Origin of the sequence: Acinetobacter sp. A3, from assembly GCF_012371415.1 — a bacterium.
In the GTDB taxonomy this organism is placed as follows: domain Bacteria; phylum Pseudomonadota; class Gammaproteobacteria; order Pseudomonadales; family Moraxellaceae; genus Acinetobacter.
The window spans coordinates 62,408-88,065 of sequence record NZ_JAAZQW010000006.1 but is presented as its reverse complement, the minus strand read 5'-3'; the positions used below and the strand labels follow the sequence as shown (position 1 = coordinate 88,065).

Here is a 25,658-nt window from a genome sequence, read left to right as displayed (position 1 = left end):
AGCAGACCAACTTTCAGATAAACTGAAACACTTAGCTTAAAGTGAGCAATGTTCAAAACCTTACTCACGACTACAACGACTATTCATACAAACAACCTTACTTTGTGCAATTTCCTATCAACATCAAGCCATAAAAAAAAGCCCTATCACAATGACAGGGCTTTTTTAAAAGTTCACGACAACTTGCTCAGCTCTGGTCGATCAGTCTCGGCAAAGCATCAATCATTACACCAAGCCAAAGTGTCGCAACTAAGCCAAGTTATTTTGACTTTTGCAAGCGCAGTGCATTAATCACAACTGACAATGAACTGAGCGACATAGCCACGGCAGCAAACATTGGGGTGAGTAATAAACCCGTGATTGGGTAGAATACCCCTGCAGCAACTGGAACGCCCAAACCATTATAAACAAAGGAAAATGCAAGGTTTTGTTTCATGTTTTTTACCCCCAGTTTGGCCATGTGAATTGCATGTGCTACACCACGAATATCTCCTTTAACCAAGGTCACTTGTGCAGTTTGCTTGGCAATATCGGTACCATTCCCCATGGCAATACCCACATTGGCCTGTGCCAGTGCAGGTGCATCATTAATACCATCTCCCGCCATCGCAACAATTTTTCCTTGGGCTTGATACTGTTTCACAATTTCAAGTTTTTGCTGTGGTGTGCAGTTACCGTGTACATGCTGAATACCCAATTCATTCGCCACTAATTGCGCATTTTTCTCGTGGTCACCTGTTGCCATCACCACTTCAATACCATCTGCAATCAGTTGATCAATCACTTGATGCGCATTGTATTTTAATGCGTCATGGATGGAAATGTAGGCCAGAACTTGTGTCGAACTTACCAAGAAACTGATTACATTTCCTGCAGAGCGTTGCTGATCCATTTTGGTTTGAACCTCGGAACTTAAAGATAGACCTAACTGTTCAATCAGTTTTTGACTGCCTACATAATAAGTTTGTCCTTCAATTTCACCTTTTACCCCAAAGCCTGATACATCTTCAAACTGTTCAACTTTGCTCAACTGCGTTTGTGGTACCAATTGGGTTAAAGTCTGTGCAATCGGATGGGTTGAAAATTGCTCCAGCGAGGCAATCCATTGTTCTGCCTGCGTTTGAGTCAAGTCACTGCTCAATACCTGAATTTCTTTTAAACTTGGCTTACCTTCAGTCAATGTCCCTGTTTTATCTATAATCAAGGTAGTGACCTTACTCAAGGCTTCAATTGCTTCGGCATCTTTAAACAGTACGCCTTTTTGTGCTGCACGTCCTGTCGTTGCCATGACCGACATCGGAGTAGCCAAACCTAAAGCACATGGGCAGGCAATGATCAGTACCGCCACCGCACACATTAGTGCTAAATCAAATTGTGCCTTGCCAAAAATCATCCATGCGATAAAGGTCAGCAAGCTAATTACTAACACACTCACCACAAAGTATTTAGCAAAGATATCGGCCAAGCGTTGCAACGGTGCTTTAGAGCGTTGTGCTTCTGCCACAGTCTGAATCATTTTAGCCAAAGTGGTATTACTGCCCACCGCAGTGGTTTGAATACGAATACTTCCCTGCTGATTGACAGTGCCACCAATAACCTGATCATTCAGCTCTTTTTTCACAGGTACAGGTTCACCCGTCATCATAGCTTCATCGACGTAGGTTTTACCCTCTACCACCACGCCATCTAATGGAATTTGCTCACCCGATGCAATTTGCAAAATATCACCTTTTTTGACCATGGCAATATCTACTTCGGTGATTAAATCACCCTGTACCAATTTGGCAGTATTGGCTTGAAGTTTTAACAAAGACTTTAATGAATCTGCAGTTTTGGCACGTGCTTTTAACTCTAAAATTTGCCCGAGCAAACTTAAAGACACAATCATACAAGCAGCTTCATAGTAAACCGCAACGCCATGCCCTGTTTTAGCTTCCATCGGAATCACACTTGGGAAAACTGTAGCCACCACACTGTAAATAAAGGCAGCCAACACCCCAACGCCAATCAAACTCCACATATTTAAATTGCGGGTTTTATAAGAGCTAAAGCAACGTTCAATAAACGGTTTACCCGCCCAAAGCACGACTGGAATAGATAAGACCAGCTCAATCCACGGTTGAATATGCTGTGGAATAAAGGCATGAATATGCGAACCCATCGCCAAAATAAAGACTATTAGGGTCAGAGGTAAAGTCATCCAGAAACGATGACTAAAATCCACCAGTTCAGGGTTCGGGCCTTCGTCCAAGCTTGGTTGCATTGGCTCTAAAGCCATACCGCAAATTGGACAGGTACCCGGCCCTTTTTGAATAATTTCAGGGTCCATTGGGCAGGTGTAGTCCATATCTGCCGCACCTTCAGGCACAGGACGCTGATCGGGTGGAATTAAATAAAATTCTGGATCATGCGTAAATTTATCTAAACAAGATGTGTTACAGAAATAATATGTCTGGTTTTGATAATCAGTTTTTAGGTCTGTGCTCACATCTACCGACATACCACAGATAGGGTCAATTTCGGTATCACCACTCACCGCTTGTGTAGAACCACAACACCCCATTTTAGGTGCAGTTTCAACATTTTTAGGTGCACAGCAAGCTGAACTTTGTGCAGTCGAAGCAGGTTCCACCTTGCTAGATGAGCCGCCACAACAAGTACTTGTTTTGATAGGAGCAGCTTTTTCTGTATTACAGCAGCCACTTTTTGTACTGAGATATTGCTCAGGCTGCTGCTGAAATTTGGTCAAGCAGCTCGCACCACAAAAATAATACATCTGCCCTTCATACGTGGTGTGTGGCTTATTTAAATCTGTCACGGTCATGCCACATACTGGGTCAATATAACTTGGCTGTGTTACCACATCTGTTTCTGGCGTATTACTACAGCCACAACCTTTGCTTACAGGCATTACTGTAGTTGCTGTTTTTTCTTTACCTGCGCAACAAGTTGAAGATGCTGCTGTTACATCAGTACTTTGCGCTGTATTCGAGTCAGTGTTTTGCATACTGGTTTGATTTTGCACACTTGTACCCTGCTGACGATACATTTCAGGCTGTGCAATAAATTTTTTCTGACAATGTTCACTGCAAAATAAATAGCGTTGCTGCTGATGTTCGGCATCGACATCATCTACAAAAAATTGGGTGCTTGGTTTTACCTGCATGCCACACACGGGGTCAATGCTGAATACCTCAGTGGCTGTTTGCTGTTTTGAGCAGCAAGATTTTTTATGTTGTTCGCTCATCTTACTTACCTACTCTGCAGATTCATTTGTGGTAGCATAAAGGCTGTACCTAGGTACGGAGTCAACCCTTTTTATGAGGTTTTTATGCTCACCATTGGAAAACTTGCCAAACATTGTCATGTGAATGTGGAAACCATCCGCTATTATCAACGTATTGGTTTATTGCGTATTCCTGAAGTACAAGGCAGCTATCGTTATTACAGCGAACAAGACATTGAAACCCTAAACTTTATTCAAAAAGGTAAAGATGCAGGCTTGCAATTGAATGAAATTCAGGAATTATTGCAATTACAATTAGATGACCGTGAGCAAGTGCGGCATGTGATTGAACAGCGTTTGGCAAAAATTGACCAACGCATTCATGAATTGCAGGCTTTAAAAAACCGTCTAGTGACCTGGATTGACCATTGTAAAAGCACCCAAGACAGCAATTGCCCTATTTTACGTGAACTGAAAAATAAATAGGCAATCTTGTAGTGTTTAGTCTTGGTTCAAGGCGCCGCTTTAATTTTTACCCATAAGGATCAGTTTGAATGCAGTTGTCGGAACTCAAAACTTTACGCAAACAACTTCGACAACAGCGCAGAGCTGTGACACGCACACAACAGCAGCAAGCCCAACAGGCCGTTTTGCAGAGTCTTATACGCTTCCCAAAATTTCAGCAAGCACAAAAAATTGGCCTCTATTTACATGCTTTTGGTGAAATTTATACCCAAAGCATCATTGAATATTGCTTTGCTCAAGGCAAGCAGGTGTATTTACCCATCATTTGCAATATGAATCAGCGTTTGCGCTGGGTACGCATCAGCCAACAGCAATACCGCAATCGACGCTTTTCACACCATCCATTAGGTATGCAGGAACCCATGAGCAGCCGTGGTATGGCTGTCACCCACCTAGATCTTGTCCTGATGCCATTACTCGCCTGCGACATACATGGCACACGCATTGGGATGGGGGGGGGTTATTATGACCGCACTTTGGCTACAGCACCTCGCCATCCCTATCGTTTAGGTCTGGCACATGATTTTCAGTTTATTCAGGCAAACTTGCCACGTGAAAGTTGGGATCAACCCTTAGATGCTCTGCTTACACCACAGCGCTTTTTACGATTTAAGCGTTAAAAAAATGAGCAACTGGGCGTTGTTTTTGCTCATCTGCGCAGATAAACAGCGAATAAATTTTCATGAATTGATCATTTTGACTGAGTAGATCAATTTAAAATCACATATTTAGCTACTTTTTAAACAATTTGTGTTGACCTGCCCTTGTATTTTAAAAAATACCCATCACTATTAAAAACATGGCAACACCGTTGTCACTCATTAGGAGTGCCCATGTCTGAAATTATTATGAATCAAGAAACCTTAGAGCCTCAGGTTCCAAGTGTATTACCGCTTTTAGCGCTACGTGATGTGGTGGTTTATCCGCACATGCAAATTGCGCTATTTGTAGGTCGTGAAAAATCGATCAATGCAGTTGATGTGGCTCGTAACAGTGACAATCTAGTATTTGTAGTTGCGCAAAAAGATTCGCTTACAGAAGAAATTGATCACGACAATTTATATCAATACGGTACTGTCGCGAAGATTGTGCAAGTTGTGAATCACGAAAATGATGAAAACTGTATCAAAGTGCTGATTGAAGGCTTATACCGCGCCAAACTCGAAAAAATTATTGATGAAGACGCGTATTTGACTGCTGAGCACAGCTTAAGCTCAATGACTGTGGCGATTGATGAAAACACTCAAGCCACTCGCCTGCAAGAACTCCGTGCCCTATTTGCGCAATATGCAGAAGCAAAATTACGCAATGCACGTGAGCTGATCGCAGCAGCCAATAAAATTGATGACTTATTACAGTTATTGTTCTTTGTTGCCACACGCGTGCCACTGAATATTGATGTGAAGCAAAAATTCCTCGAACACGATGAATTTGAAGCACACTTAACTGAATTGATGACGTATCTCTTGCAACAGTCTGAAGAACAACAGATTGAGCAAACGTTGCATGACTCAGTGAAACGCCAGATGGAAAAAAATCAGCGTGAATACTTCTTGAATGAGAAGATGAAAGTCATTCAACGCGAACTGTCAGATATGAATGGCGGTGCAGAAGATGATGTCGCTGAAATTGAAAAACGTTTGGCCGAAGCAGACTTGCCGGAGCATGTACGTAAAAAAGCAGAAGCTGAGTTCCGTAAGCTTAAAGCGATGCAGCCTGCGTCTAGCGAAGCGGCTGTGGTGCGTAACTATCTAGAAGTCATTTTAGATACACCATGGAACAAAGCCAGCAAAGTCAGCATCAACCTGAACAAAGCTCAGGAAATTTTAGATGCCGATCATTACGGTCTAGATGAAGTCAAAGACCGTATTGTGGAATATCTTGCAGTGCAATCTCGTGTGAAAAAGCTCAAAGGCCCTATTCTGTGCTTGGTTGGCCCTCCAGGTGTAGGTAAAACTTCTTTGGGTGAATCGGTTGCCAAAGCAACAGGACGTGAGTTTGTGCGTATGGCTTTGGGCGGTGTGCGTGATGAAGCTGAAATTCGTGGTCACCGTCGTACTTATATTGGTGCGATGCCAGGTAAAATTGTGCAGTCATTGACCAAAGTAGGTGTAAAAAACCCGCTGTTCTTGCTCGATGAAATTGACAAAATGGCACAAGACTACCGTGGCGACCCTGCTTCTGCTTTGCTTGAAGTACTTGACCCATCACAAAACAACAAGTTTAACGATCACTATTTAGATCTGGACTTAGACTTGTCTGAAGTGATGTTTATTTGTACTGCCAACAGCATGAACATTCCTGAAGCTTTACTGGATCGTATGGAAGTTATTCGTCTGCCGGGTTATACCGAAGATGAAAAAGTGAATATTGCAGAACGTTATCTTGTACCGAAGGCCATCAAAAATAATGGCTTACGTGCTAAAGAATTGACTGTTCATGAAGAAGCGATTCGTGACATCGTTCAACGCTATACGCGTGAAGCAGGTGTGCGTAGCCTAGAACGTGAAGTGTCAAAAATTGCCCGTAAAGTGGTGAAAGAAGCTGTCAGCAAAAAAGCTAAAAACCTAGAGATTGATGTCACTTCTCAAAACTTGCCAGACTATCTTGGTCCACACAAGTTTGACTATGGCATGGCGGAAGAAGAAGCAGAAGTCGGTCGTGTAAATGGCTTGGCATGGACTTCAGTGGGTGGTGAATTACTCACCATTGAAGTCGCTACCATGAAAGGCAAAGGCAATTTCATTACCACAGGTTCATTGGGTGATGTCATGCAAGAGTCAATCAAAGCGGCTATGACCGTCGTGCGTACCCGTGCTGACAGTCTAGGCATTGAAGCGACTGTATTTGCTGAAACTGATGTTCACGTACACTTACCTGAAGGTGCAACACCAAAAGATGGCCCATCGGCAGGTTTGGCGCTGACTACAGCATTGGTATCTGCCTTCACAGGTATTCCAATTCGCCCTGACATTGCCATGACAGGTGAAACTAGCTTGCGTGGTCGTGCAATGCGCATTGGTGGCTTGAAAGAAAAACTGCTTGCAGCACACCGTGGTGGCATCAAGTTGGTCTTCATTCCTCAGGAAAACGTGCGTGACTTGTCTGAAATTCCAGACAATGTCAAAGAAGGCTTGGAAATTAAAGCTGTGAAAAGCATTGATGAAATCTTGCCTTTGGCACTGACCAGTATGCCAAAACCTTTGACTAAGGCTCCAATTGTGAAGCCTGTGGCAGCAGGTAAAGCAGCACGTCACTAAGTCAACGGCCTGCTTGAACATAAGAACTTCACAAAAGAGCACTGCGGTGCTCTTTTGTTGTTAGTGCTATTGGTTTAAAACCAAAAATTTTTCTTAATTTTTAAACATTTAAAATTTATTTCACACCATTTGCTTGAAAAATAGGCAAAGCATCCACATATATTTAAGTAAGACACATCGCGCTGTATGTTTCTTATTGTTGGGTCTGTATGGATAGACCCATTTTAAATTGATCTAGCAGCCTTAAATTATAGCTTGCTTTATGGTCTGGTCATCCATATCTCCAGGTGGATGACCTTTTAACCGCAGTCCTAGTACTATTCAGGGCTGCGTTTTTTATGCACGAAGATGATCCAATCAAGGCTGTAATACCTGCTGAACCAGGCCATTCACCACAGCAGCCATTTTTTCCACATTCAGCGTTTTCACCGTGTCCGCAGCGCTATGTCGTTGCGGATTGCGATAGCTGCCTGTATCAGTAATTAAAATAGCTGGAATATCATATTTCCAATAATTTAACTGATCTGAAACATCCATGCCTTTTACAAAGCTGGGAGCCACCACACGCTCACATTGCAACTGATCCAAACGCAGCATGGCATCGCAATAAGCCAAGCTTAAATCACGCGACTGCATATTGCTGAATGCCGCAATAAAGTTGCCATGACTTGGATAAATCCACTTTAAACCAATCGGGTAATTCTGCACCAAATTGCTATCATAATAACCAATCATATCCAGCACAAAGACTGCACGAATCTTTTCTTTTTCAGCCTGTACCGATTTGGCATGTACAAAACTGCCCATCAACTCCGTTTTAAAAAACGGTGGCTCCGCCAAAGTGTAAAATACAAACTCAATATTTTGGCTCAGTTTATTTTTTTCCTGTGCCAAAATTCGGGCTGTTTCCAGTACCCCAGCCACACCAGAAGCATTATCATTTGCGCCCTGCTGCTGTCCATACACATCGTAATGCGCACCAAAAATTGTTTTTTTAGCCGCACCTACGTTTAATTTGCACACTACATTGCGGTAAGTTTGTTGATTGACCGTATAATTCTGAAACTGACAGGGTATGCCAAATACACGCATTTGTTCACGAATCCAAGCCGACACGCGATTTAGTTCGTTTACATTTTTATGATGTCGATACTGCTCGGAACTGCCAATGCCCTGCTGCCCAATCACCTGCTGCAGATATACGCTTATATTCTGTGGCTCTGCTTCTGAATGTGTCTTTCCAGCAAATGCTGGAGAGATCATCCCAAACATAGCAATGCCAAGCATGCCTAAATTTAAACGCTGAACATGTAAAGCACGCATTGTGATGATTCCATTCCAAAATAAAGCCCTGAGGATTGCTGAGTATTAAAGCAACAGCCTGTTGGCAAATTCAATTGCAAATTGTGTCGTTACACAGCGCTTGTGTTGAATCATGGTTATAATGCAAGATTCTTAATACAGACCACCTGCACTCGCTTATGAAAATTCGAATTCTGACCATCGGACAAAAAATGCCAGCTTGGGTGTTAACTGGTTTTGAAGACTATTTCAAACGCATTCAACCCTTTGTTCAGACCCAAATTGTCGAACTCCCAATGGCAAAGCGAGGTAAAAATGACTCTGAAGCTGACATTTTGAAATATCGTCAAATTGAGGGCGACAGTATTTTAAATGCAATGAAAGCCAATGAAGTGTTGATTGCGTTAGAAGTCGGTGGCAAAGAATTTAGTACTGAAAAACTGGCAGACACCATGAAAGGCTGGATGCTAGAGGGTAATGATGTGGTCTTGGCAATTGGTGGTCCAGATGGCCATTCTGAAGCGGTACGAAAAGCCGCAGCTTGGCATTGGTCGCTGTCTAAACTGACCTTACCACATCCACTGGTTCGTGTAATGCTCATTGAACAGCTATACCGTGCCATGAGCATTAACCACAATCATCCTTATCATCGTGCAGGTTAAATACGATCATTTAATTCATCTTGAGATACCGAAACATCTTCAATTCAAGTGACGTTGCAAAGCTGCAACATAGCGTTGAATAAAAGTACATTTCACTCATCTTCTTTTTTTGAGATGCTAGCAAGGCACAGGCTTTTAGGGATTTTGGCATGAACTTACAGACATTACCCGGTTTATTTATCTCGCATGGTTCGCCCATGTTGGCACTCAATCCTGAACAGGTTGGGCCTGCGCTGCACCGTTTAAGTTCTAATTTGCCAACGCCACAGGCCATAATCGTAATGTCTGCACACTGGGAAAGTAACGCTTTAGAAGTCAATACAGGTATTCGCCCTGAAACATGGCACGATTTCCGTGGCTTTCCTGAAGAATTATACGCCCTGCGCTACCCTGCTCCGGGCTTACCAGAACTTGCCGAAGATATTTTACAACGTCTGGCGGATGCAGGCTTTGCTGCGCATGCCAACAGCACCCGACCGCATGACCATGGGGTGTGGATGCCGTTGTTGCACATGTATCCCGATGCCAATATTCCTGTGATTGCGGTTTCGCTGCCAATAAATATGAGCGCAGAACAGATTTATCAGATTGGTCAAAGCCTTGCTCCTTTACGTGAGCAACAAATCTTGCTGATCGGCTCAGGCAGTATTACCCATAACTTACGTGAATTGTCATGGCACACGGCTGATGCAACTGTACCTGAATGGGCCTCTAGCTTCCGCAACCGTGTGGTACAGCATTTAGGCCACAGTGATTATGATGCAGTGCTCGACTGGCAGAATTTACCTTATGTTGCGCGTAATCACCCAACCCTTGAGCATTTTGCCCCTTTATTTTTTGCGATGGGTACGGGAGATCGTTTTAGTATTGTGCACAGCAGTTTTAGTATGGGCTCACTTGGCATGGACATTTACCGTTTTGATTAAGCCCTAACCTAAACAGGTGAAAAAGTATTATTTTAAATGAGCTATGTTTTGGATTTTGACGACAACTTATAGCGAGTTTTAGCAATTTGAAAATCTGAGTCCCATAAAAAACCGATGCAATCTTGCATCGGTTTTTTGAAAGTCTATTTAAGCGAATAGCTTAGAATACCCCTTGAGACAGCATTGCATCGGCAACTTTTACGAAACCAGCAATGTTCGCACCGTCTACATAGTTAATAGTACCATCTTCTTGAGTACCGTATTTCACGCAGTTACGGTGAATTTCTTTCATGATTGCATGTAAGCGCTCATCAACTTCTTCAAACGTCCAACCTAAACGGATTGCGTTTTGAGACATTTCAAGACCAGAAGTTGCCACACCACCCGCATTCGATGCTTTACCTGGTGCGTATAAGATTTTCGCTTCTACGAATTTCTCAACAGCTTCTAAAGTTGAAGGCATGTTCGCACCTTCAGCCACACAGATTGTGCCATTCGCAAGTAAAGTTGCTGCATCATCACCATTCAACTCATTTTGAGTTGCACATGGTAATGCGATGTCACACTTGATCCCCCAAGGACGTTGACCTTCAAGATATTCAAAACCGTGTTTAGACGCAAATTCAGAAATACGACCACGTTTTACGTTTTTAAGTTCCATTACTTCACAAAGTAATTCTGGTGTGAAACCTTCTTTTACGTACACAGTACCGTTTGAGTCAGAAAGTGAAACGACTTTCGCGCCCAAGTACATCGCTTTGTCTGCAGCGAATTGTGCTACGTTGCCTGAACCTGAAATTGCAACGACTTTATCTTTGAAGCTATCGCCACGTGTTTTGAGCATTTCCTCAGCGAAATACACAGTACCGTAACCCGTTGCTTCTGGACGCGCCAAAGAACCACCGAAAGACAAACCTTTACCTGTGAATACACATGAAGTGTCATTGCTGAGCTTCTTCATCATACCCGCCATGTAACCTACTTCACGGCCACCCACACCAATATCACCCGCAGGGATATCTGTGTTAGAACCTAAATGACGGTATAACTCGATCATCAACGCTTGGCAGAAACGCATGATTTCGCCTTCAGACTTACCTTTAGGGTCAAAGTCTGAACCGCCTTTACCACCGCCCATTGGCAATGTAGTCAAAGCGTTTTTAAAGGTTTGTTCAAAACCTAAGAATTTTAAAATAGATAAGTTCACTGAAGGGTGGAAACGCATTCCCCCTTTAAATGGACCAATTGCTGAGTTGTACTGTACACGGAATGCACGGTTTACATGAGTTTGACCTTGGTCATCTACCCATGAAACGCGGAATTGAATCGCACGCTCAGGCTCAACCAAACGCTCAAGCAAACCATGTGCTGCATATTGAGGGTTCTTTTCAATGAATGGCCAAAGGCTAGTCATTACTTCTTCTACAGCTTGTAGAAACTCTGGTTGATGTGCATCACGTGTTTTAACGTAATCTAGGAATTCGTTAAGGCTGTTGTATTTCAACGCTTAATCCTCAGCAGAAAATGGATCAAAATTGGTCAAAATTTCAATCAATGATATATTTTGGCGCAAAATATTAAATATCTTTTGTTAACAATCTACAATAGTTTTTTTCAAAAAACTTTAAAACATTTGTATTTTCATAAATTTAACTTATTTTTTAGCGTGTTAAGCCTATAAGTTAATGTAACAAATTAATTCATAGTTTTGAGCATTTTCGCCCAAAAAGCTAGCAGCAATTGTACTGAATTTGCGCACAAGCCTAAAAGCAGAAATCGTGCTAAAATCATCGACCTAGAATTTTGACCTCGTTTTATCTTCCGTTTTTCTACTGCTGTTTAGGCGGTATTGGTTTGTCCATGAATTCGCAAATTGCCCTGATCCAAAATATTGATGCGCTGCTTCCACAAACCCAATGCGGTTTATGCGGGCATCGTGATGGTTGTTTACCTTATGCCAAAGCGATCGCTGAAGGTGAAGCGGCCAATAAATGCGTACCTGGTGGACAACCTGTTGCGGATGCCTTGGCAGCTTTATTACAACGGCCTGTATTGACCGCAGAAGCCAGTGTTTGGCCTGTGCAGGCAGATGGACGTCCACAACGTATGAAAGCGCTTATACGTGAAGATGAATGCATTGGTTGCACCAAATGTATTAATGCCTGTCCTGTAGATGCAATTTTAGGTTCAGGCAAACTTATGCATAGTATTTTGACCGACTTATGTACAGGTTGTGAACTCTGTATTCCACCTTGTCCAGTCGATTGCATCGATTTAGTTGAAGATACTCAACCCTTGCTGTCCGAAAGCGCACGTGTGGCAGAACAGCATGATTTACGTCAACGCTATTACGCACACATTCAACGTGAAGAACAACGTCGTTTGCACCGTAAAGGCCCTGTGGTACGTGCAGAAATTGATACAGAACTGTTTGCTCAATTTACAGCACAGGCAAATGTGGCTGTACCTGTGATTGAATTACCTGTGCAAAAAACAGAGCAAATTTCCACAAACGATGCGCAAACCACCATTGAACTTGCAAAATTACGCACTCAAATTAAAAAGTTAGAAAAACAACTGAGCGTGCGTGAAGATGAGAAAAAACGTGTCATGCTTGCCAATTTACAACAACAATTACGTGAATTAGGAGCATAAATATGTCCTTAAAAAGCACGACCTTAAAAACCAAGCCCGTTAAAGAAGCGTCAAAAAAAGCGGTTACGGTCAAAGAAAAATCTTCAAAAAACATGACCAAAAAACAGATTCAGACTTTTTTTGAACGCTTGCGTGAGCAGCGCCCTAACCCAACCACTGAGCTGAATTTTTCCAATCCTTTTGAATTATTGATTGCCGTGACTTTATCGGCTCAAGCTACGGACGTCAGTGTCAATAAAGCCACTGACAAATTGTTTCCCGTTGCCAACACGCCTGAGGAAATTTATGCCTTAGGTGTAGATGGCCTAAAGGAATATATTAAAACCATTGGACTTTATAACTCCAAAGCAGAAAATGTCATTAAAACCTGTAAAATTCTGATCGAAAAACATGGCAGTATCGTGCCGAATAATCGAGCCGATTTAGAAGCCTTGCCCGGCGTGGGTCGTAAAACAGCCAATGTGGTGCTAAATACCGCTTTTGGACAACCGACTATGGCCGTAGATACGCATATTTTCCGCTTAGGTAACCGTACAGGTTTGGCTGTGGGTAAAAATGTTTTAGAAGTTGAACACCGTCTGATTAAAGTTATTCCTAAAGAATTTTTAATTGACTCGCATCATTGGCTGATTTTGCATGGCCGTTATTGTTGTATCGCCCGCAAACCTAAATGTGGGGAATGTGTGGTGTCTGATGTTTGTAATTGGCCTGATCGTTTTGCATTTGGTGCACATCGCAGTATTACAATGCACGAAATCTAGCTTGAGCAATCTCTAACTAAGCGTTTCAATAAACAGACTGTGCCAAACAACGAAGACAATGTGGATAACTGTGCAATCTATACACAATCACAGCATGAATAAATCTATTTATCTTCAGGGTCTGATGTATGAGATGACTGCTCGCTTTGTTGTTGCTTCAATTTCGGATGCAGTTGATAGTGATTGCCAGTTTTCTTCTCTGCTAAATCTTGCGCTTGCGTATTGCGCAACAATTTATAGCTCACAAAAATAAGAAAGCCTAAAACAGCAATACTTGCCAATAGCATGATAATTACAGCAGCATGTTGCAAAGCACTCTCCAAAGTAAACACAAATAAAAAGAGCCCTAATATGAATCAGGACTCTTTTAAAGTCAAAATAAGCTCGGTGTTTTCACACGATTTTATTTGAAGGCCAAATAAAGCTTATTTTGATTGATCTAAAATTGCAAACAAATCTGCTTGAACTTCTTCAATTGGACGAAGACCATTCAATTTGTTGTAGCTTGGTGCATTTTCGCCAGAAGCAGCACGACCTTGATAGAAGCCAACCAATTGCTCAGTTTCTGAGTGATAGGCTTTTAAACGCTTACGAATGGTTTCTTCTTGGTCATCAGGACGTTGTACTAAGTCTTCACCTGTTTCATCGTCTTTACCTTCCACTTTTGGTGGGTTGTAAACAAGGTGATAGATACGACCAGATGCAGGGTGCTGACGACGGCCAGACAAGCGCTGTACGATTTCTTCGTCTGCAACATCAATTTCAATCACGTGATCGATATTAATGCCTTCGCTTTCCAATGCTTCAGCTTGTGGAATGGTACGTGGGAAACCATCAAAGATACAACCGTTCACACAGTCAGGCTGCGCAATACGTTCTTTGACTAGACCAATGATCAGCTCATCTGAAACTAAACCACCACCATCCATGACGCTTTTAGCTTGTAGACCTAATTCAGTACCTTCACGAATTGCAGCACGGAGCATATCACCGGTTGAAATTTGTGGGATATTGTAGCGCTTACAGATCAACTGAGCTTGTGTACCTTTACCTGCTCCAGGTGGTCCGAGTAAGATAATGCGCATAAAAAAACATCCTCATTTTAACAATGTATTTGACACTCGTTGCATGTCAGAACAGTCGCTCTTCACGCAGCCAGCATCTATTATAAGAAAGCGACAAACAAATGTATTAAACCAGCAAAAAAGCCAGTTACGCCACCTAAGACAATTAAAATCCACTCATCTTCCTGAAAGGCAGGTCGTAATAGATTCTGGAATTCTTTTGGTGTCAGTTCACGAATACGATCTCTGAACATTTGATAGATTTTCTGTGCACGGCTCGCATTAAAGGCTGGGTCGCATACAGGCACCATCGTAATTTCAATCGAACGATCAATCAAGTCAGTCTTGAGTTTGGCGTACTCTTTTGGCCCTAAAGAAAGCTGTAAAGAGGTACGAACCAATGGCGTTTCCATAATTTCGTTGATGTGGTGTTTGACAATACGACGGGTTTTGTCTTTTTTACTGCCATACATCATTTCAGTCATAATGGATTTTAACGTAATCAGATCTTCTGTGACTACCGTTGCAAACACATCTGAGACTTCTTCTTGGCGTTTCATAAACGCACCCTGAATATTATAAGTCCCAATGCGTGGAATCACTGGCTTAATCCATGGAAATTGACGATTTTCAGTCAATTTAAAAAATTGCGGGTATTTCACATAGTGTGGCTCTACAGGATTAAATACCATCCAAATGGCAATCCAGTTGGTTAAAAAGCCCCAAATAGCTGCCCAGAACGGTACAGTCCAGTGCCACGGCACAATAAACCATACAATCATCTGGAAAATACCAAACACCATGCCAATTAATGCGCTGATATGCCAAATAAAGTTAATTTCTTTTTGACCAACTTTCAGGAACATGCGCACCATTAAACGGCGGTCACCTTCCATTTGGCTAACCACCATTTCTCGCATATCTACCAAGGATTCTACATTTAGGGTCAGTTCAGTAACCAACTCTCTAAGCACACCCGGTAATTGCTTATGCGCCTGTGCGTAAATACGGCGTTTAATGGAATAAGGCAAGTTTTCCCACAACACGGCATTGCGATCTAACATGACCTCATCAATTAAGTGCTCAAGTTCAAATCCAACTTGTTCACCAATAATACGTGCCATGTCTTCAGGGTCCATCGCATTTAAAAATTCCCGCAATGACCCCAGTTTAGACAAGGTGTTGTCGGTAATAATACCTGAAATACGACCCGCCTTACGCGGTACAATCCCCTGCCATCCCACAGGAATAGGCCCAAGGTGAAAGCCCCAGAAACTGATTGGATAGAACACCATTTTTAGTGCCATCCAGACATGCGCCCAGGTCACAAAAGCAGTCACAGGAATAATACTGAGCACGGCCCAAAAATCTGGGCGATTCAAAAAGGTTTGCCACAACTGATTGACGTACTCAAGCATGCATTTTTTCCATATTTAGTTCTAATTACAAGATTCTAAAGTATTTTCGTTCGACTATTCTGGCTATAAACCCATACTGAGAGTATAGGAAAATTGTAGTTTTGGCTCAGTTTCTGCAATGACTCGACCATGACGGTCTTCAAGTTTTTCACCTGCACCAATCCCCACACTAAAGCTACTAATCCGTTCAGGACTAAGCAGCACATAAGCTAAATCTATACCTGCACCTAAGCGGGCTTTTTCTTCACCATCCACCCATTTAGACTCTAAATGTCCTGCGTAGGCACCAATATAATAGCCATTTTTATCTTTGCCCGTGAGGTGATATGGGTAACGAAAACCCATTTGCCCACCGACTTCATGGTCACCATTTAAAAAAGCACCCGCTTTGAGATAAGCAACACCATAAGGGTTGACCCATTCACCATTCAGATGCAGTAATTTTTGGGTTATTCCCGCCCCGACATTCCAAGTTTTTGCGCTGTCTGGGCCAATTTTAGCTTCTGGTAAAAATGTAGTGTTTCCAGCAAAGCTAAAACTTGAAAAGGCAAGTAATGCCACGAAAGAATAGACTTTTGTCATTATTGTCACCAGTGTCCATTTGTTTTAATTTTAAAAACAGTCCTGTTCTTATGTTTTGACTCTAGCAGAATTGTCAGGATTCTTATATACAGCAATTTACAATTTTCATGTCGCTAAAGTCAAAATTTAAGATTGCAGTGGGTATTTATTTAGAAACGGTCAATTCAGTCAAACAAGGCTGCGCAAAATGACCAAGAGATGCGCTAGAATAGCCTCAATCCTTTTTCTCCCAGACTGCACGTAAGTTTATTCACCTATGAAACAACACTACCCGTTAAAAAATGCTCAGCAAGAGAAGCGTATTTTTCGTAATCGCATCTTTTTTTCGGTGGGTGTTGTGGTCTTTTTTCTGTTGCTGTTGGTTTCCCGTTATGCCTATTTACAAATTAGCGGCTACGATGAGTTTTCTACTGCCTCTGACAAAAACCGTATTCGTCTGCAACCTTTAGCTCCCGCGCGTGGCTATATTTATGACCGTAATGGCGTGTTACTGGCAGATAACTACCCAGTATTCTCTGCCACTTTAAGCCGTGCAGATGTTGAGGATATTGACGATACCATTGCACGACTGACGCCTGTTTTACAACTAACTGAAGAAGATATTGAGCGTTTTAAAAGCCGCATTAAAACTTCACGCAAGACTGAACGTGTTTCCATTAAGCTCAATTTGAATGAATCCGATATTGCCCGCTTTAGTGAAGTGAAGTTTCAGTTCCCTGGGGTCAATATTGAAACTCAAATGACGCGTTACTACCCACACGGCGAGCTATTTGCGCATGTGATTGGTTATGTCGGACGTATTAACGATAAAGAACTGAAAGAAATTGATAAGGATGCTTATGCAGGCACCAACCTGATTGGCAAAATTGGGGTAGAAAAATCTTATGAGCATTTGCTGCATGGGGTTCCGGGCAATGAATCTGTAGAAGCCGATGCACACGGGAATGTACTTCGTAATTTAGGACGCAAAGACCCTGTGCGTGGTAATGATCTGTATTTATCTTTAGATTATGGCTTACAGGTGGTTGCCTCTGAACAACTAGCTGAACGTCGTGGTGCTATTGTGGCACTTGACCCACGCACAGGTGAAATTCTGGCCTTAGTCTCTAGCCCAAGTTTTAACCCCAATTTATTTGTCACAGGCATCAGTCATACTGACTACTCTGCCCTGCGTGATAATTTAGATCAGCCATTGTATAACCGTGCAGTACAAGGGGTTTATCCACCTGGTTCGACCATTAAGCCCATGTTTGGCCTTGGTGGTATTCACTATGGTTATGTCGACTGGAAAACTGCCATTCAAGATTATGGCTATTTTACTTTACCGGGTGACAGCCACCGTTTCCGTGACCATAAAAAATCTGGACATGGCATTGTCGATATGCATAAAGCCCAAGTCGTGTCCTGCGATACATATTTCTATGTACTGTCCTATCGTATGGGCATTGAAAAAATGAACGATTGGATGCGTCAGTTTGGCTTTAGTGAAAAAACTGGAGTAGACCTACCAAGTGAAAGCACAGGCTTGTATCCAAACCCTGATTGGAAAATGCGTACTCGTAAAGCCAAGTGGATGAAAGGTGAAACCATTTCCGTCAGCATTGGACAAGGCGCCTTCACTTCTACCCCTTTACAATTGGCGATGGCCACCGCCATCACCGCCAACAAAGGCTTTAAAGTTACACCACACGTACTACGTGAAAGCCGTGGTGCAAAACCTTTTAAAGTTCACAATGGCACCAACGGTAAAATTGACTTTAATGGTACTGAAGAAGACTGGATTAAAATGCGTGAAGCTATGGTTGATGTGATTCAATCAGGCACAGGTAAAGGAATCAAAAGTGGTTTGCAATATTCTGTTGCAGGCAAAACAGGCACAGCACAGGTTAAAAGTATTGCACAGGGTAAACGCTATAATGAAGCATTGTTGACAGATCGTCAGCTTGACCATGGCTTGTTTGTCGGCTTTGCCCCTGCGGAAAACCCGGAGATTGCCATTGCAATTATTCTTGAAAATGGCCGTGGTGGTTCTGCCGCAACAGCCTTGGCGCGTCCAATTTTGGATTACTGGTTACTCAATAAAGATAAAAAGCCTATTCGCCCTTCTGCTGCACAAGTCAGCGGTGGTTTAATGACAGCAGGTTTAAAACCGAGCGAATTGCCAAGCGGTGAAGTGACATCAACAGTTGTACCATCTGCCAACCCAACCAATACAGCAACAACAGCCTCACCTGCTGCAACAACTCGCTCATCCACAAATCCGAGCGCTGTAGTTCAATCTCAGCCAGCTGTGTCAAATCCATCAGCAACATCAGCATCTCCAGCAACACCCGTAGAGAGTGATTAAATTATGAAAAATCAACTGCGTATTATTGGTGGAGAATGGAAACGTCGCCAATTGGCATTTGCCTCTATTGAAGGACTACGCCCGACCCCTGACCGTGTGCGAGAAACCTTATTTAACTGGCTGATGTGGGATGTGCAAAATAGTAAAGTTTTAGACCTTTGCGCGGGCTCAGGTGCTTTGGCCTTTGAAGCACTTTCACGTGGTGCAGCACAAGTAGTGATGATTGAGCCAAATCGTACGCAGGCTGAATTTCTACAACAGAATTTAGAGTTGTTACGTGTCACTAAAGCACAGGCGCAACTCAAAGTAAGTACAGCACAACAGGCCTTAAACTCACTAAAAGGTCAGTTTGATTTGGTCTTTTTAGACCCGCCGTATAGTCTAGATTTATGGGAAGAGTTGTCACATTTAAGTGATCCGCTCATTGCAGAAAATGCTTTGATTTATGTTGAAGCAGATCGGGATTTAAACATCTTAAAACTACCAAATAGCTGGCAAAAAATAAAAGATACCAAAGCAGGTACAGTTCGTGCAGGCTTATATAGAAAGACTACGGCTTAAATTGGGCTGAATTTATCGTTTATACCTTTCTTTCACCATGCAGATTTACTGGTATTTTTAAATGTATGAATACCACTAACGAGCCTTTAACACTTAGATGAGCATCCTTATGACTTGGTTACTGTTTATCTTAGGTGCGATCATTGCAGGTTTTATTCAAGGCTTGACTGGCTTTGCATTTGCCTTGGTGGCAATGTCATTTTGGGTTTGGGTACTCGCACCACAATTGGCTGCGCCCTTGGTGGTGTTTGCCTCCGTGTGGAGCCATTTAATTTCACTGTATAATGAACAACCACATCAACTCAGCAAACAGCTGATTTTACCTTATCTCATTGCAGGTTTTATTGGTGTCCCTTTGGGGACTTATTTGCTGAATGTACTCAATGCCGAAACCTTTAAAATAATTTTAGGCTTATTTTTAGTATTGTGGTGCCCGATTATGCTGCTTAACCCTCAAATTCCAGCCATTCAACGCTCAGGAAAAATTGCCGATAGCACTATTGGTTTTATTGGCGGTATTTTAGGCGGTTTAGGTGGATTTTGCGGTTCGGTACCTTCTGCATGGGTCATGCTAAAAAATCTTAGTAAAGAACAACAACGCTATATTCTGCGACACTTTAACTTTGCCATTCAGCTTTTTACACTGTTGGCTTATGCTATACAAGGTCACTTAGACACAACACAATTGCCCTACATGGCAGTAATTATCATCAGTGTGAGCCTGCCAGCAATTTTAGGTGCAAAATTATTTTATAAAATTTCTGAAAAGCAATTTAAACAAATTGTGCTGAGCTTGTTATTTGCTTCAGGCTGTTTTCTTTTACTCACCACTGTATAGATACAAATACCACAAGCGCAGCAATTTCTGCTTTTCAAATCCGCTTAAATATGCAATATTATAACATTACAATATCGGGTGTTTTAAAACGTATGAAAGTTCGATCTTCATTAAAAAGTGCAAAGTCACGCGGTGATTGCCAAATTGTAAAACGTCGTGGCAAATTATTTGTGATCTGCAAATCTAACCCACGCTTTAAAGTAAGACAGGGCTAATGCCCTGTCTTTTCAATTGAGACATTCAATTTGAATGTTGATACCATCGCTTACTCTGAATAGTAACGTGTATCCACACTAAAGTTTTCAGGAAATTTAGCTTCAATTTGTGCATAAAATGCCATAATTTCAGCCATGTCCTTTTCATAATCACCCGTAGGAAAAATAATTTTACCTATACCTGTTTTCTTTTTTGCATAGTCCATATATGCCAAAGCAATAGGTACACCTGCATTTACAGCCACGTGATAAAACCCTGTTTTCCATTGTTCCTGACGCGCACGTGTTGCCTCTGGCGTGACCAACATGACCAATTTCGGATGGGTCTTAAATAAATCCGTCATTAGCTGCACCATACTTGGACGCGCTTCACCAGGCGCTTTAGGACGACGATCTATACCAATTCCACCCATAGCACGAACAAAAGGGCCAAAGGGTAATTTCATATAGCTGTCTTTAATGGTCAGACGAACATTAACACCTAAAGCCTTAAGCCCCAAACGTGCATACAGGGCATCCCAATTACTGGTATGCGGTGCGGCAATCATGACATATTGGTCTAATTCCAACGGACAATGATTATCAATTTCCCAACCCATTAAATTTAAGCTACGCTCAGCTAATTTTTCAAACACAACCACATACCCCAAATAAAGTGGACGAATTTTAGCAACTGCTGACCAAGATAAAAGTAGCATTTGAATAATAAATAGACAATTACTATATAAATGTACAAAAAAATGATGAATTTGAGATGAACAACCAGTTCTTCGCAAAGTTATTCAATTTATTGACTTGTTCCTTGCAAAATTAAATACCATGTCAAAATATCAAGGCATGATCATCAGCACGAAAAACCTAGACACTTTGAAAGATATAACAAGGTTCGTGAAGTCACTGTGGCATCTAACTTGTTATAAGTTGCAACAAATCTGCTGCAAAAATGTCGTGAATCTGCTTTTCAGACTAGACATGAACGTTTAAGGTGACAGCAAGACAGCTCTGAATCTCTAGCTTGTATGCTAAATCGTTATCATCTCACATTGACCACCCTCACCTTGCTGCTATCTGCCTGTGGTCAAACAGAAAAACATCAGGAAAATCAGGCGGCATTTGCACCTGAAAACCAAATTTTGCCTAAAGCTCAAGTCCTAGCTAAAACTGAAACTGCTGCGTCTAGCACAGAAACGATTGGGCAATGGACGGGGGATTTTAAAGCCCTGCTACCTTGTGAGCGCTGCGAGCAACATGTGATTCATTTACGCTTGAATGAAGATCAAAGCTTTGAACTCAATGAAGTACAACGTTTTAAGCAACGAAGCCGTGAAAATAATGTGACAGGACATATTCAGGCAGTCATTGCCAAGACTTCATCAAATCAAGAAGCATCCACTAGTACAGCAGATCAATGGTTACTGCAAACGCAGAATGGTCGCACTTATGCGACCATACAATTGACTACTTATGGTTTGGAACTGCACTTACAGCAACAACAGTCACAACACGCTGCAAAAAAAGTTCTTCTACACCCTGTAGAAAATATGCAAGTTAGCAATGCTCTAAAGCATGTAAATATTCAAGCTGAACAGGTGCAAAGTGTTGCCATCAAAGAATTGAATGATCCTGTGATTGCGCACGATTATTTTTTAGCAATTCATAACCAGTCCGATCAGACACTTAAACTCAATGCCAGTGATTTGATTTTAGTAGATCAACAGTACCATGAATACGCAGCAGTGATTGAACCTGAGTTTTTATCGCCTATTCCAGCACAGCAAAAACAGTGGATTAAAGTATCTTTTCATTACCCTGCTTCTGTACAGGCAGATGTGATCAAAATTAAATAAGCAAAACTTTGATTCATTAAAATTTTATTCAAAAATAGCTTCATCACTTTTTAACAGCCATAAAAAAACCCTGCTTACGCAGGGTTTTCTTTTAAACCATTCAGCGATTACGCGTTGAATTGGTTCATAGTGTTTTTAGCTTCGTCCGCAGCTTTAAGTGCGTTGTCACCAGAGAAGATTTCTTTGTGATCGTCACCGATGTCAGAACCAGCCATTGCTTGGTGTTTAACGCAAGAGATACCACCACGGATTTCTTTACGTTGTACGCCAGCAACATAAGCCAACATACCTTCAGAACCGAAGTAACCTTCTGCAAGCTCATGAGTAGAAAGCGCAGCAGTGTGGTAAGTCGGAAGTGTGATCAAGTGGTGGAACACACCTGCTTCACGAGAAGCATCTGCTTGGAATGTACGAACTTTTTCATCAGCATCAGCAGCTAATTCAGTGTTGTCGTACTCAGCGCTCATTAATTTAGCACGGTCGTAAGCAGAAACGTCTTTACCTTCAGCAACCCAACGGTCGTAAGCTTGTTGACGGAAGTTTAAAGTCCAGTTGAACGATGGAGAGTTGTTATAAACAAGCTTGGCATTTGGAACAACTTCTTTCACACGGTTAACCATGTGTGCAATTTCTTCTACGTTTGGAGTCGCAGTTTCGATCCAAAGAAGGTCAGCACCGTTTTGTAAGCTAGTTACACAGTCAAGTACAACGCGGTCAATTTGAGTGCCTTCACGGAATTGGTACAAGCCAGAAGCTAAACGCTTAGGACGGTGTAATTTACCATCACGCTTGATAAGAATTTCGTCTTCTTTCGCTTCAGAGATGTCAATTTCTTGAGTGTCTAAGTAGCTGATGTATTGAGAAGCGATGTCGCCTGGCTCTTTAACCACTGGGATTTTTTGAGTCAAGTCAGCGCCTTCAGAGTCAGTACGTGCAACGATGATACCGTCGTCAAGACCCATTTCTAAGAACGCATAACGTAAAGCGTGGATTTTAGCGATGAAGTCTTCGTGTGGAACAGTTACTTTACCAGCTTGGTGACCACATTGTTTAGCGTCAGAAACTTGGTTTTCGATTTGTAGTGCACAAGCACCCGCTTCGATCATTTTCTTAGCAAGTAAGTAAGTTGCTTCTTCGTTACCGAAACCAGCGTCGATGTCCGCAATGATTGGCACAACGTGAGTTTCAAAGTTGTCGATTTGTGCAGTGATTTCAGCAGCTTTAGCAGTGTCACCAGCGTCTTGTGCTTTTTTAAGTGCACGGAACAAATCGTTTAATTCTTTTGCGTCAGCTTGACGTAAGAAAGTGTAGATTTCTTCGATCAATGCAGGAACAGAAGTTTTTTCGTGCATAGATTGGTCAGGAAGAGGACCGAATTCTGAACGAAGTGCAGCAACCATCCAACCAGAAAGGTAGATATAACGGCGCTCAGTAGTACCGAAGTATTTTTTGTTCGCAATCATTTTTTGTTGCGCAACAAAACCGTGCCAGCAACCTAAAGATTGAGTGTATTTGCTTGAATCAGCATCATAAGCAGCCATATCACGACGCATAATCGCAGCTGTATATTTAGCAATGTCTAAACCAGTTTTGAAACGGTTTTGCATTTGCATACGCGCAGCATCTTCAGGACTGATGTCTGCCCAAGTGTTGCCGAATTTTGCTTTTAATTCGCGGATTGCATCAATCGCTGTTTGGTATGTAGACATGATATTTTACCCTGTAATATTATTTAGGATTTATCAATCGAAGGCTAAATCGCGCTTATGCTTGATTGCTCAGATTTAGAGCACTTCGTTACGATGAATACAGAGTAGATTGACTGAATGAATTAATCCAATATTCTCGTGTAATTCTCGGTATTTTTTAAAAAAATGTATAGATCAAAGTCTTACTCTGACAAGCTCACAAAAAACTAAACCATTGTTTTAAATTGTATTAATTTTAAAAAACCATAAATATCTTTGCTTACAAATTCATCTTTTTGAAGATAATTTATTCATTAGACTTAAGTCTTGCGTTTCTAAAAAAATACTTGCATTGGCCATTTCTGCCATTTTTTAGATAAAATTTGATGATATTCAATTCAATACAACTGCATAGATTTCACTCAAAAGCTTTGTTTTATTATCAGTTTTGCCAATGCTTATTGGCATACACGCTTTTAAAATACTGCAATTAGAAAAGTAATGCGCTTGTACACATATTTCATTCAGAAATAGTCAGGACTTTGGCTGTTTTTATTGCCATTTTTTGCTGTTTATCTCGTCGTTTTTTTCATCATAATTTCTACACAAGCCATACAGCTTATGGCATAATCCCTATAATTTATTGATTTTATTTTCGGTATTTATTTTATGAATCTGGAGCGGGTTGATCTTAATCTATTAATTTATCTTGATGTCTTACTTCGTGAAAAAAATGTAACACGTGCTGCAGAACAATTAGGGGTCACCCAACCTGCCATGAGTAATATTTTACGTCGTTTACGCAATTTATTTAATGATCCCCTGCTAATTCGTTCTTCTGAAGGTATGACCCCTACCGAACGCGCGCTAGAACTACAACCGCGTATTCGTGATGCCTTGTCTGACCTTTCCATGATTCTGGAACCCCGTACCGAATTCCGCCCTTATACCTCTAATCGTGTTTTTCGGATTATGACATCCGACTATGCCGAAGCAACACTAGTACCGCGTTTGGTTAAAGCGTTACGTTCTGAAGCACCCAATGTTGTACTCGACTTTCTAACGCCTAGTGATGTGTCATACCGTGACATGGAACAAGGCAAAGTTGATTTGGCGATTAACCGTTTTAATGAAATTCCGCAAAGTTTTCATCAGGTTTTAGTCTGGCGTGACAGCTTCTCTTGCTTACTCAATCACAAACACCCTGCTGCCAATAATCTCAATTTAAAAAGTTATTTAGATGCTCAGCATATTTGGGTCTCTAAAACTGGTATGGGCGTTGGCTTTGGCGTAAATCCTGAAAAACAGGCTGGTTTAGGTTGGATTGACCAAGCATTAGAGCGTATTGGCCAAAAACGTAAAATTTCGGTATTTACCCGTCATTATCAAATGCCTGCTTTACTTGCCTCTAATGTCGATTTAGTTGCTACCCTGCCAACCCGAATCGCACGCTTACAAGCCAAAAGCCAAAATTTACTCATTAAAGACCCACCATTTTATATTCCAGAATTTGAATTGAAGATGGCATGGTGTCCATTGCTACATCATCACCCTGCGCACCGCTGGTTACGTCAACTGATTTTATATGTGGCACGTCAGATGATTGAGGAAGAAAATCGTGAGTTTTTAATGAATAACTCTCAATTTTCAGCCTATTAATTAAAAATTCACTGAACTTATTATTTGTAAAAGCTTATACTCAAATGAGGAATATTTCGGTATTCCTCAGCATTTTAAAAAGATTCAAATTTGTAATAGATACAATAATATAATCCACAGGT

The 25,658-nt window shown here is 41.6% G+C and carries 22 protein-coding genes; 13 read left to right on the top strand and 9 right to left on the bottom strand.

Going from position 1 to position 25,658, the window contains the following annotated elements; translation table 11 throughout:
• Positions 1 to 259: 259 nt before the first annotated feature.
• A complete protein-coding gene (locus tag HHA42_RS03850) occupies positions 260 to 3,247 on the bottom strand; it encodes a heavy metal translocating P-type ATPase (protein WP_168525446.1) in 2,988 nt (995 codons plus the stop codon).
• A gap of 84 nt (positions 3,248 to 3,331) precedes the next feature.
• Between HHA42_RS03850 and HHA42_RS03845 the strand changes: the two genes are divergently transcribed.
• The 3 genes from HHA42_RS03845 to lon all read left to right on the top strand — a co-directional run bounded on the left by HHA42_RS03845 (position 3,332) and on the right by lon (position 7,011).
• Positions 3,332 to 3,712, top strand: coding sequence for a MerR family transcriptional regulator (locus tag HHA42_RS03845; RefSeq protein WP_168417816.1), 381 nt, complete (start codon positions 3,332 to 3,334; stop codon positions 3,710 to 3,712).
• Between the two features lie 68 nt (positions 3,713 to 3,780).
• Entirely contained in the window at positions 3,781 to 4,371 is a 591-nt protein-coding gene (locus HHA42_RS03840; protein ID WP_168417817.1) for a 5-formyltetrahydrofolate cyclo-ligase, read from the top strand.
• 213 nt (positions 4,372 to 4,584) lie between these two features.
• On the top strand, positions 4,585 to 7,011 hold the full coding sequence (gene lon, locus HHA42_RS03835; protein WP_168417818.1) for an endopeptidase La: 2,427 nt from the start codon (positions 4,585 to 4,587) through the stop codon (positions 7,009 to 7,011).
• Positions 7,012 to 7,368: 357 nt separating this feature from the next.
• On the opposite strand, the gene HHA42_RS03830 is transcribed toward lon, so the two are convergent.
• On the bottom strand, positions 7,369 to 8,334 hold the full coding sequence (locus tag HHA42_RS03830; protein ID WP_168525444.1) for a M28 family peptidase: 966 nt from the start codon (positions 8,332 to 8,334) through the stop codon (positions 7,369 to 7,371).
• 158 nt (positions 8,335 to 8,492) lie between these two features.
• Between HHA42_RS03830 and rlmH the strand changes: the two genes are divergently transcribed.
• Entirely contained in the window at positions 8,493 to 8,975 is a 483-nt protein-coding gene (gene rlmH, locus HHA42_RS03825) for a 23S rRNA (pseudouridine(1915)-N(3))-methyltransferase RlmH (protein ID WP_168417820.1), read from the top strand.
• 149 nt (positions 8,976 to 9,124) lie between these two features.
• Positions 9,125 to 9,901 (top strand): class III extradiol ring-cleavage dioxygenase, encoded by a 777-nt coding sequence (locus HHA42_RS03820; RefSeq protein ID WP_168417821.1) that lies wholly within the window; start codon positions 9,125 to 9,127, stop codon positions 9,899 to 9,901.
• A 160-nt stretch (positions 9,902 to 10,061) separates the two neighbouring features.
• Here the strand turns inward: HHA42_RS03820 and gdhA are convergent, their stop codons facing one another.
• Positions 10,062 to 11,405 (bottom strand): NADP-specific glutamate dehydrogenase, encoded by a 1,344-nt coding sequence (gdhA, locus tag HHA42_RS03815; RefSeq protein ID WP_168417822.1) that lies wholly within the window; start codon positions 11,403 to 11,405, stop codon positions 10,062 to 10,064.
• Positions 11,406 to 11,761: 356 nt separating this feature from the next.
• Between gdhA and HHA42_RS03810 the strand changes: the two genes are divergently transcribed.
• Positions 11,762 to 12,556, top strand: a complete 795-nt coding sequence (locus HHA42_RS03810) for an RnfABCDGE type electron transport complex subunit B (protein WP_168525442.1) — start codon at positions 11,762 to 11,764, stop codon at positions 12,554 to 12,556.
• A gap of 92 nt (positions 12,557 to 12,648) precedes the next feature.
• Entirely contained in the window at positions 12,649 to 13,317 is a 669-nt protein-coding gene (gene nth, locus HHA42_RS03805) for an endonuclease III (protein ID WP_168525458.1), read from the top strand.
• 104 nt (positions 13,318 to 13,421) lie between these two features.
• Here nth and HHA42_RS03800 read toward each other — a convergent pair whose 3' ends face one another.
• From HHA42_RS03800 to HHA42_RS03785, 4 genes are all read right to left on the bottom strand, one after another.
• Complete coding sequence (locus tag HHA42_RS03800) at positions 13,422 to 13,649, bottom strand: hypothetical protein (protein WP_354667083.1); 228 nt, start codon at positions 13,647 to 13,649, stop codon at positions 13,422 to 13,424.
• A 93-nt stretch (positions 13,650 to 13,742) separates the two neighbouring features.
• A complete protein-coding gene (gene adk / locus HHA42_RS03795) occupies positions 13,743 to 14,402 on the bottom strand; it encodes an adenylate kinase (RefSeq protein ID WP_168525440.1) in 660 nt (219 codons plus the stop codon).
• Between the two features lie 80 nt (positions 14,403 to 14,482).
• Positions 14,483 to 15,799 (bottom strand): hypothetical protein, encoded by a 1,317-nt coding sequence (locus tag HHA42_RS03790; protein ID WP_168525439.1) that lies wholly within the window; start codon positions 15,797 to 15,799, stop codon positions 14,483 to 14,485.
• A 63-nt stretch (positions 15,800 to 15,862) separates the two neighbouring features.
• A complete protein-coding gene (locus HHA42_RS03785; protein ID WP_168525438.1) occupies positions 15,863 to 16,381 on the bottom strand; it encodes a hypothetical protein in 519 nt (172 codons plus the stop codon).
• Between the two features lie 256 nt (positions 16,382 to 16,637).
• On the opposite strand from HHA42_RS03785, the gene mrdA reads away from it, so the two are divergent.
• The 4 genes from mrdA (at position 16,638) to ykgO (ending at position 20,342) form a co-directional block, all read left to right on the top strand.
• Entirely contained in the window at positions 16,638 to 18,728 is a 2,091-nt protein-coding gene (gene mrdA / locus HHA42_RS03780; protein ID WP_168525437.1) for a penicillin-binding protein 2, read from the top strand.
• Positions 18,729 to 18,731: 3 nt separating this feature from the next.
• Positions 18,732 to 19,289, top strand: coding sequence for a 16S rRNA (guanine(966)-N(2))-methyltransferase RsmD (gene rsmD / locus HHA42_RS03775; protein WP_168417826.1), 558 nt, complete (start codon positions 18,732 to 18,734; stop codon positions 19,287 to 19,289).
• Positions 19,290 to 19,398: 109 nt separating this feature from the next.
• Complete coding sequence (locus tag HHA42_RS03770; protein WP_168417827.1) at positions 19,399 to 20,127, top strand: sulfite exporter TauE/SafE family protein; 729 nt, start codon at positions 19,399 to 19,401, stop codon at positions 20,125 to 20,127.
• A 92-nt stretch (positions 20,128 to 20,219) separates the two neighbouring features.
• Positions 20,220 to 20,342, top strand: coding sequence for a type B 50S ribosomal protein L36 (gene ykgO / locus HHA42_RS03765; protein ID WP_084792804.1), 123 nt, complete (start codon positions 20,220 to 20,222; stop codon positions 20,340 to 20,342).
• 50 nt (positions 20,343 to 20,392) lie between these two features.
• Here the strand turns inward: ykgO and HHA42_RS03760 are convergent, their stop codons facing one another.
• Complete coding sequence (locus tag HHA42_RS03760) at positions 20,393 to 20,977, bottom strand: 1-acyl-sn-glycerol-3-phosphate acyltransferase (RefSeq protein WP_171525564.1); 585 nt, start codon at positions 20,975 to 20,977, stop codon at positions 20,393 to 20,395.
• A 384-nt stretch (positions 20,978 to 21,361) separates the two neighbouring features.
• Between HHA42_RS03760 and HHA42_RS03755 the strand changes: the two genes are divergently transcribed.
• The gene (locus tag HHA42_RS03755) at positions 21,362 to 22,189 is read left to right on the top strand and encodes a copper resistance protein NlpE N-terminal domain-containing protein (protein WP_168417829.1); all 828 of its coding nucleotides are present in this window, start codon (positions 21,362 to 21,364) and stop codon (positions 22,187 to 22,189) included.
• 107 nt (positions 22,190 to 22,296) lie between these two features.
• On the opposite strand, the gene HHA42_RS03750 is transcribed toward HHA42_RS03755, so the two are convergent.
• Positions 22,297 to 23,898, bottom strand: a complete 1,602-nt coding sequence (locus HHA42_RS03750) for an isocitrate lyase (protein WP_168417830.1) — start codon at positions 23,896 to 23,898, stop codon at positions 22,297 to 22,299.
• A 648-nt stretch (positions 23,899 to 24,546) separates the two neighbouring features.
• Between HHA42_RS03750 and HHA42_RS03745 the strand changes: the two genes are divergently transcribed.
• Positions 24,547 to 25,536, top strand: coding sequence for a LysR family transcriptional regulator (locus HHA42_RS03745; protein WP_168417831.1), 990 nt, complete (start codon positions 24,547 to 24,549; stop codon positions 25,534 to 25,536).
• Positions 25,537 to 25,658: the final 122 nt, after the last annotated feature.

Bases quoted from the DNA above. Each gene is read 5' to 3' on its own strand.
- HHA42_RS03850 (WP_168525446.1), bottom strand. From the start codon at position 3,247: ATGAGCGAACAACATAAAAAATCTTGCTGCTCAAAACAGCAAACAGCC.
- HHA42_RS03845 (WP_168417816.1), top strand. From the start codon at position 3,332: ATGCTCACCATTGGAAAACTTGCCAAACATTGTCATGTGAATGTGGAA.
- HHA42_RS03840 (WP_168417817.1), top strand. From the start codon at position 3,781: ATGCAGTTGTCGGAACTCAAAACTTTACGCAAACAACTTCGACAACAG.
- lon (WP_168417818.1), top strand. From the start codon at position 4,585: ATGTCTGAAATTATTATGAATCAAGAAACCTTAGAGCCTCAGGTTCCA.
- HHA42_RS03830 (WP_168525444.1), bottom strand. From the start codon at position 8,334: ATGCGTGCTTTACATGTTCAGCGTTTAAATTTAGGCATGCTTGGCATT.
- rlmH (WP_168417820.1), top strand. From the start codon at position 8,493: ATGAAAATTCGAATTCTGACCATCGGACAAAAAATGCCAGCTTGGGTG.
- HHA42_RS03820 (WP_168417821.1), top strand. From the start codon at position 9,125: ATGAACTTACAGACATTACCCGGTTTATTTATCTCGCATGGTTCGCCC.
- HHA42_RS03810 (WP_168525442.1), top strand. From the start codon at position 11,762: ATGAATTCGCAAATTGCCCTGATCCAAAATATTGATGCGCTGCTTCCA.
- nth (WP_168525458.1), top strand. From the start codon at position 12,649: ATGACCAAAAAACAGATTCAGACTTTTTTTGAACGCTTGCGTGAGCAG.
- adk (WP_168525440.1), bottom strand. From the start codon at position 14,402: ATGCGCATTATCTTACTCGGACCACCTGGAGCAGGTAAAGGTACACAA.
- HHA42_RS03790 (WP_168525439.1), bottom strand. From the start codon at position 15,799: ATGCTTGAGTACGTCAATCAGTTGTGGCAAACCTTTTTGAATCGCCCA.
- HHA42_RS03785 (WP_168525438.1), bottom strand. From the start codon at position 16,381: ATGACAAAAGTCTATTCTTTCGTGGCATTACTTGCCTTTTCAAGTTTT.
- mrdA (WP_168525437.1), top strand. From the start codon at position 16,638: ATGAAACAACACTACCCGTTAAAAAATGCTCAGCAAGAGAAGCGTATT.
- rsmD (WP_168417826.1), top strand. From the start codon at position 18,732: ATGAAAAATCAACTGCGTATTATTGGTGGAGAATGGAAACGTCGCCAA.
- HHA42_RS03770 (WP_168417827.1), top strand. From the start codon at position 19,399: ATGACTTGGTTACTGTTTATCTTAGGTGCGATCATTGCAGGTTTTATT.
- ykgO (WP_084792804.1), top strand. From the start codon at position 20,220: ATGAAAGTTCGATCTTCATTAAAAAGTGCAAAGTCACGCGGTGATTGC.
- HHA42_RS03755 (WP_168417829.1), top strand. From the start codon at position 21,362: ATGCTAAATCGTTATCATCTCACATTGACCACCCTCACCTTGCTGCTA.
- HHA42_RS03750 (WP_168417830.1), bottom strand. From the start codon at position 23,898: ATGTCTACATACCAAACAGCGATTGATGCAATCCGCGAATTAAAAGCA.
- HHA42_RS03745 (WP_168417831.1), top strand. From the start codon at position 24,547: ATGAATCTGGAGCGGGTTGATCTTAATCTATTAATTTATCTTGATGTC.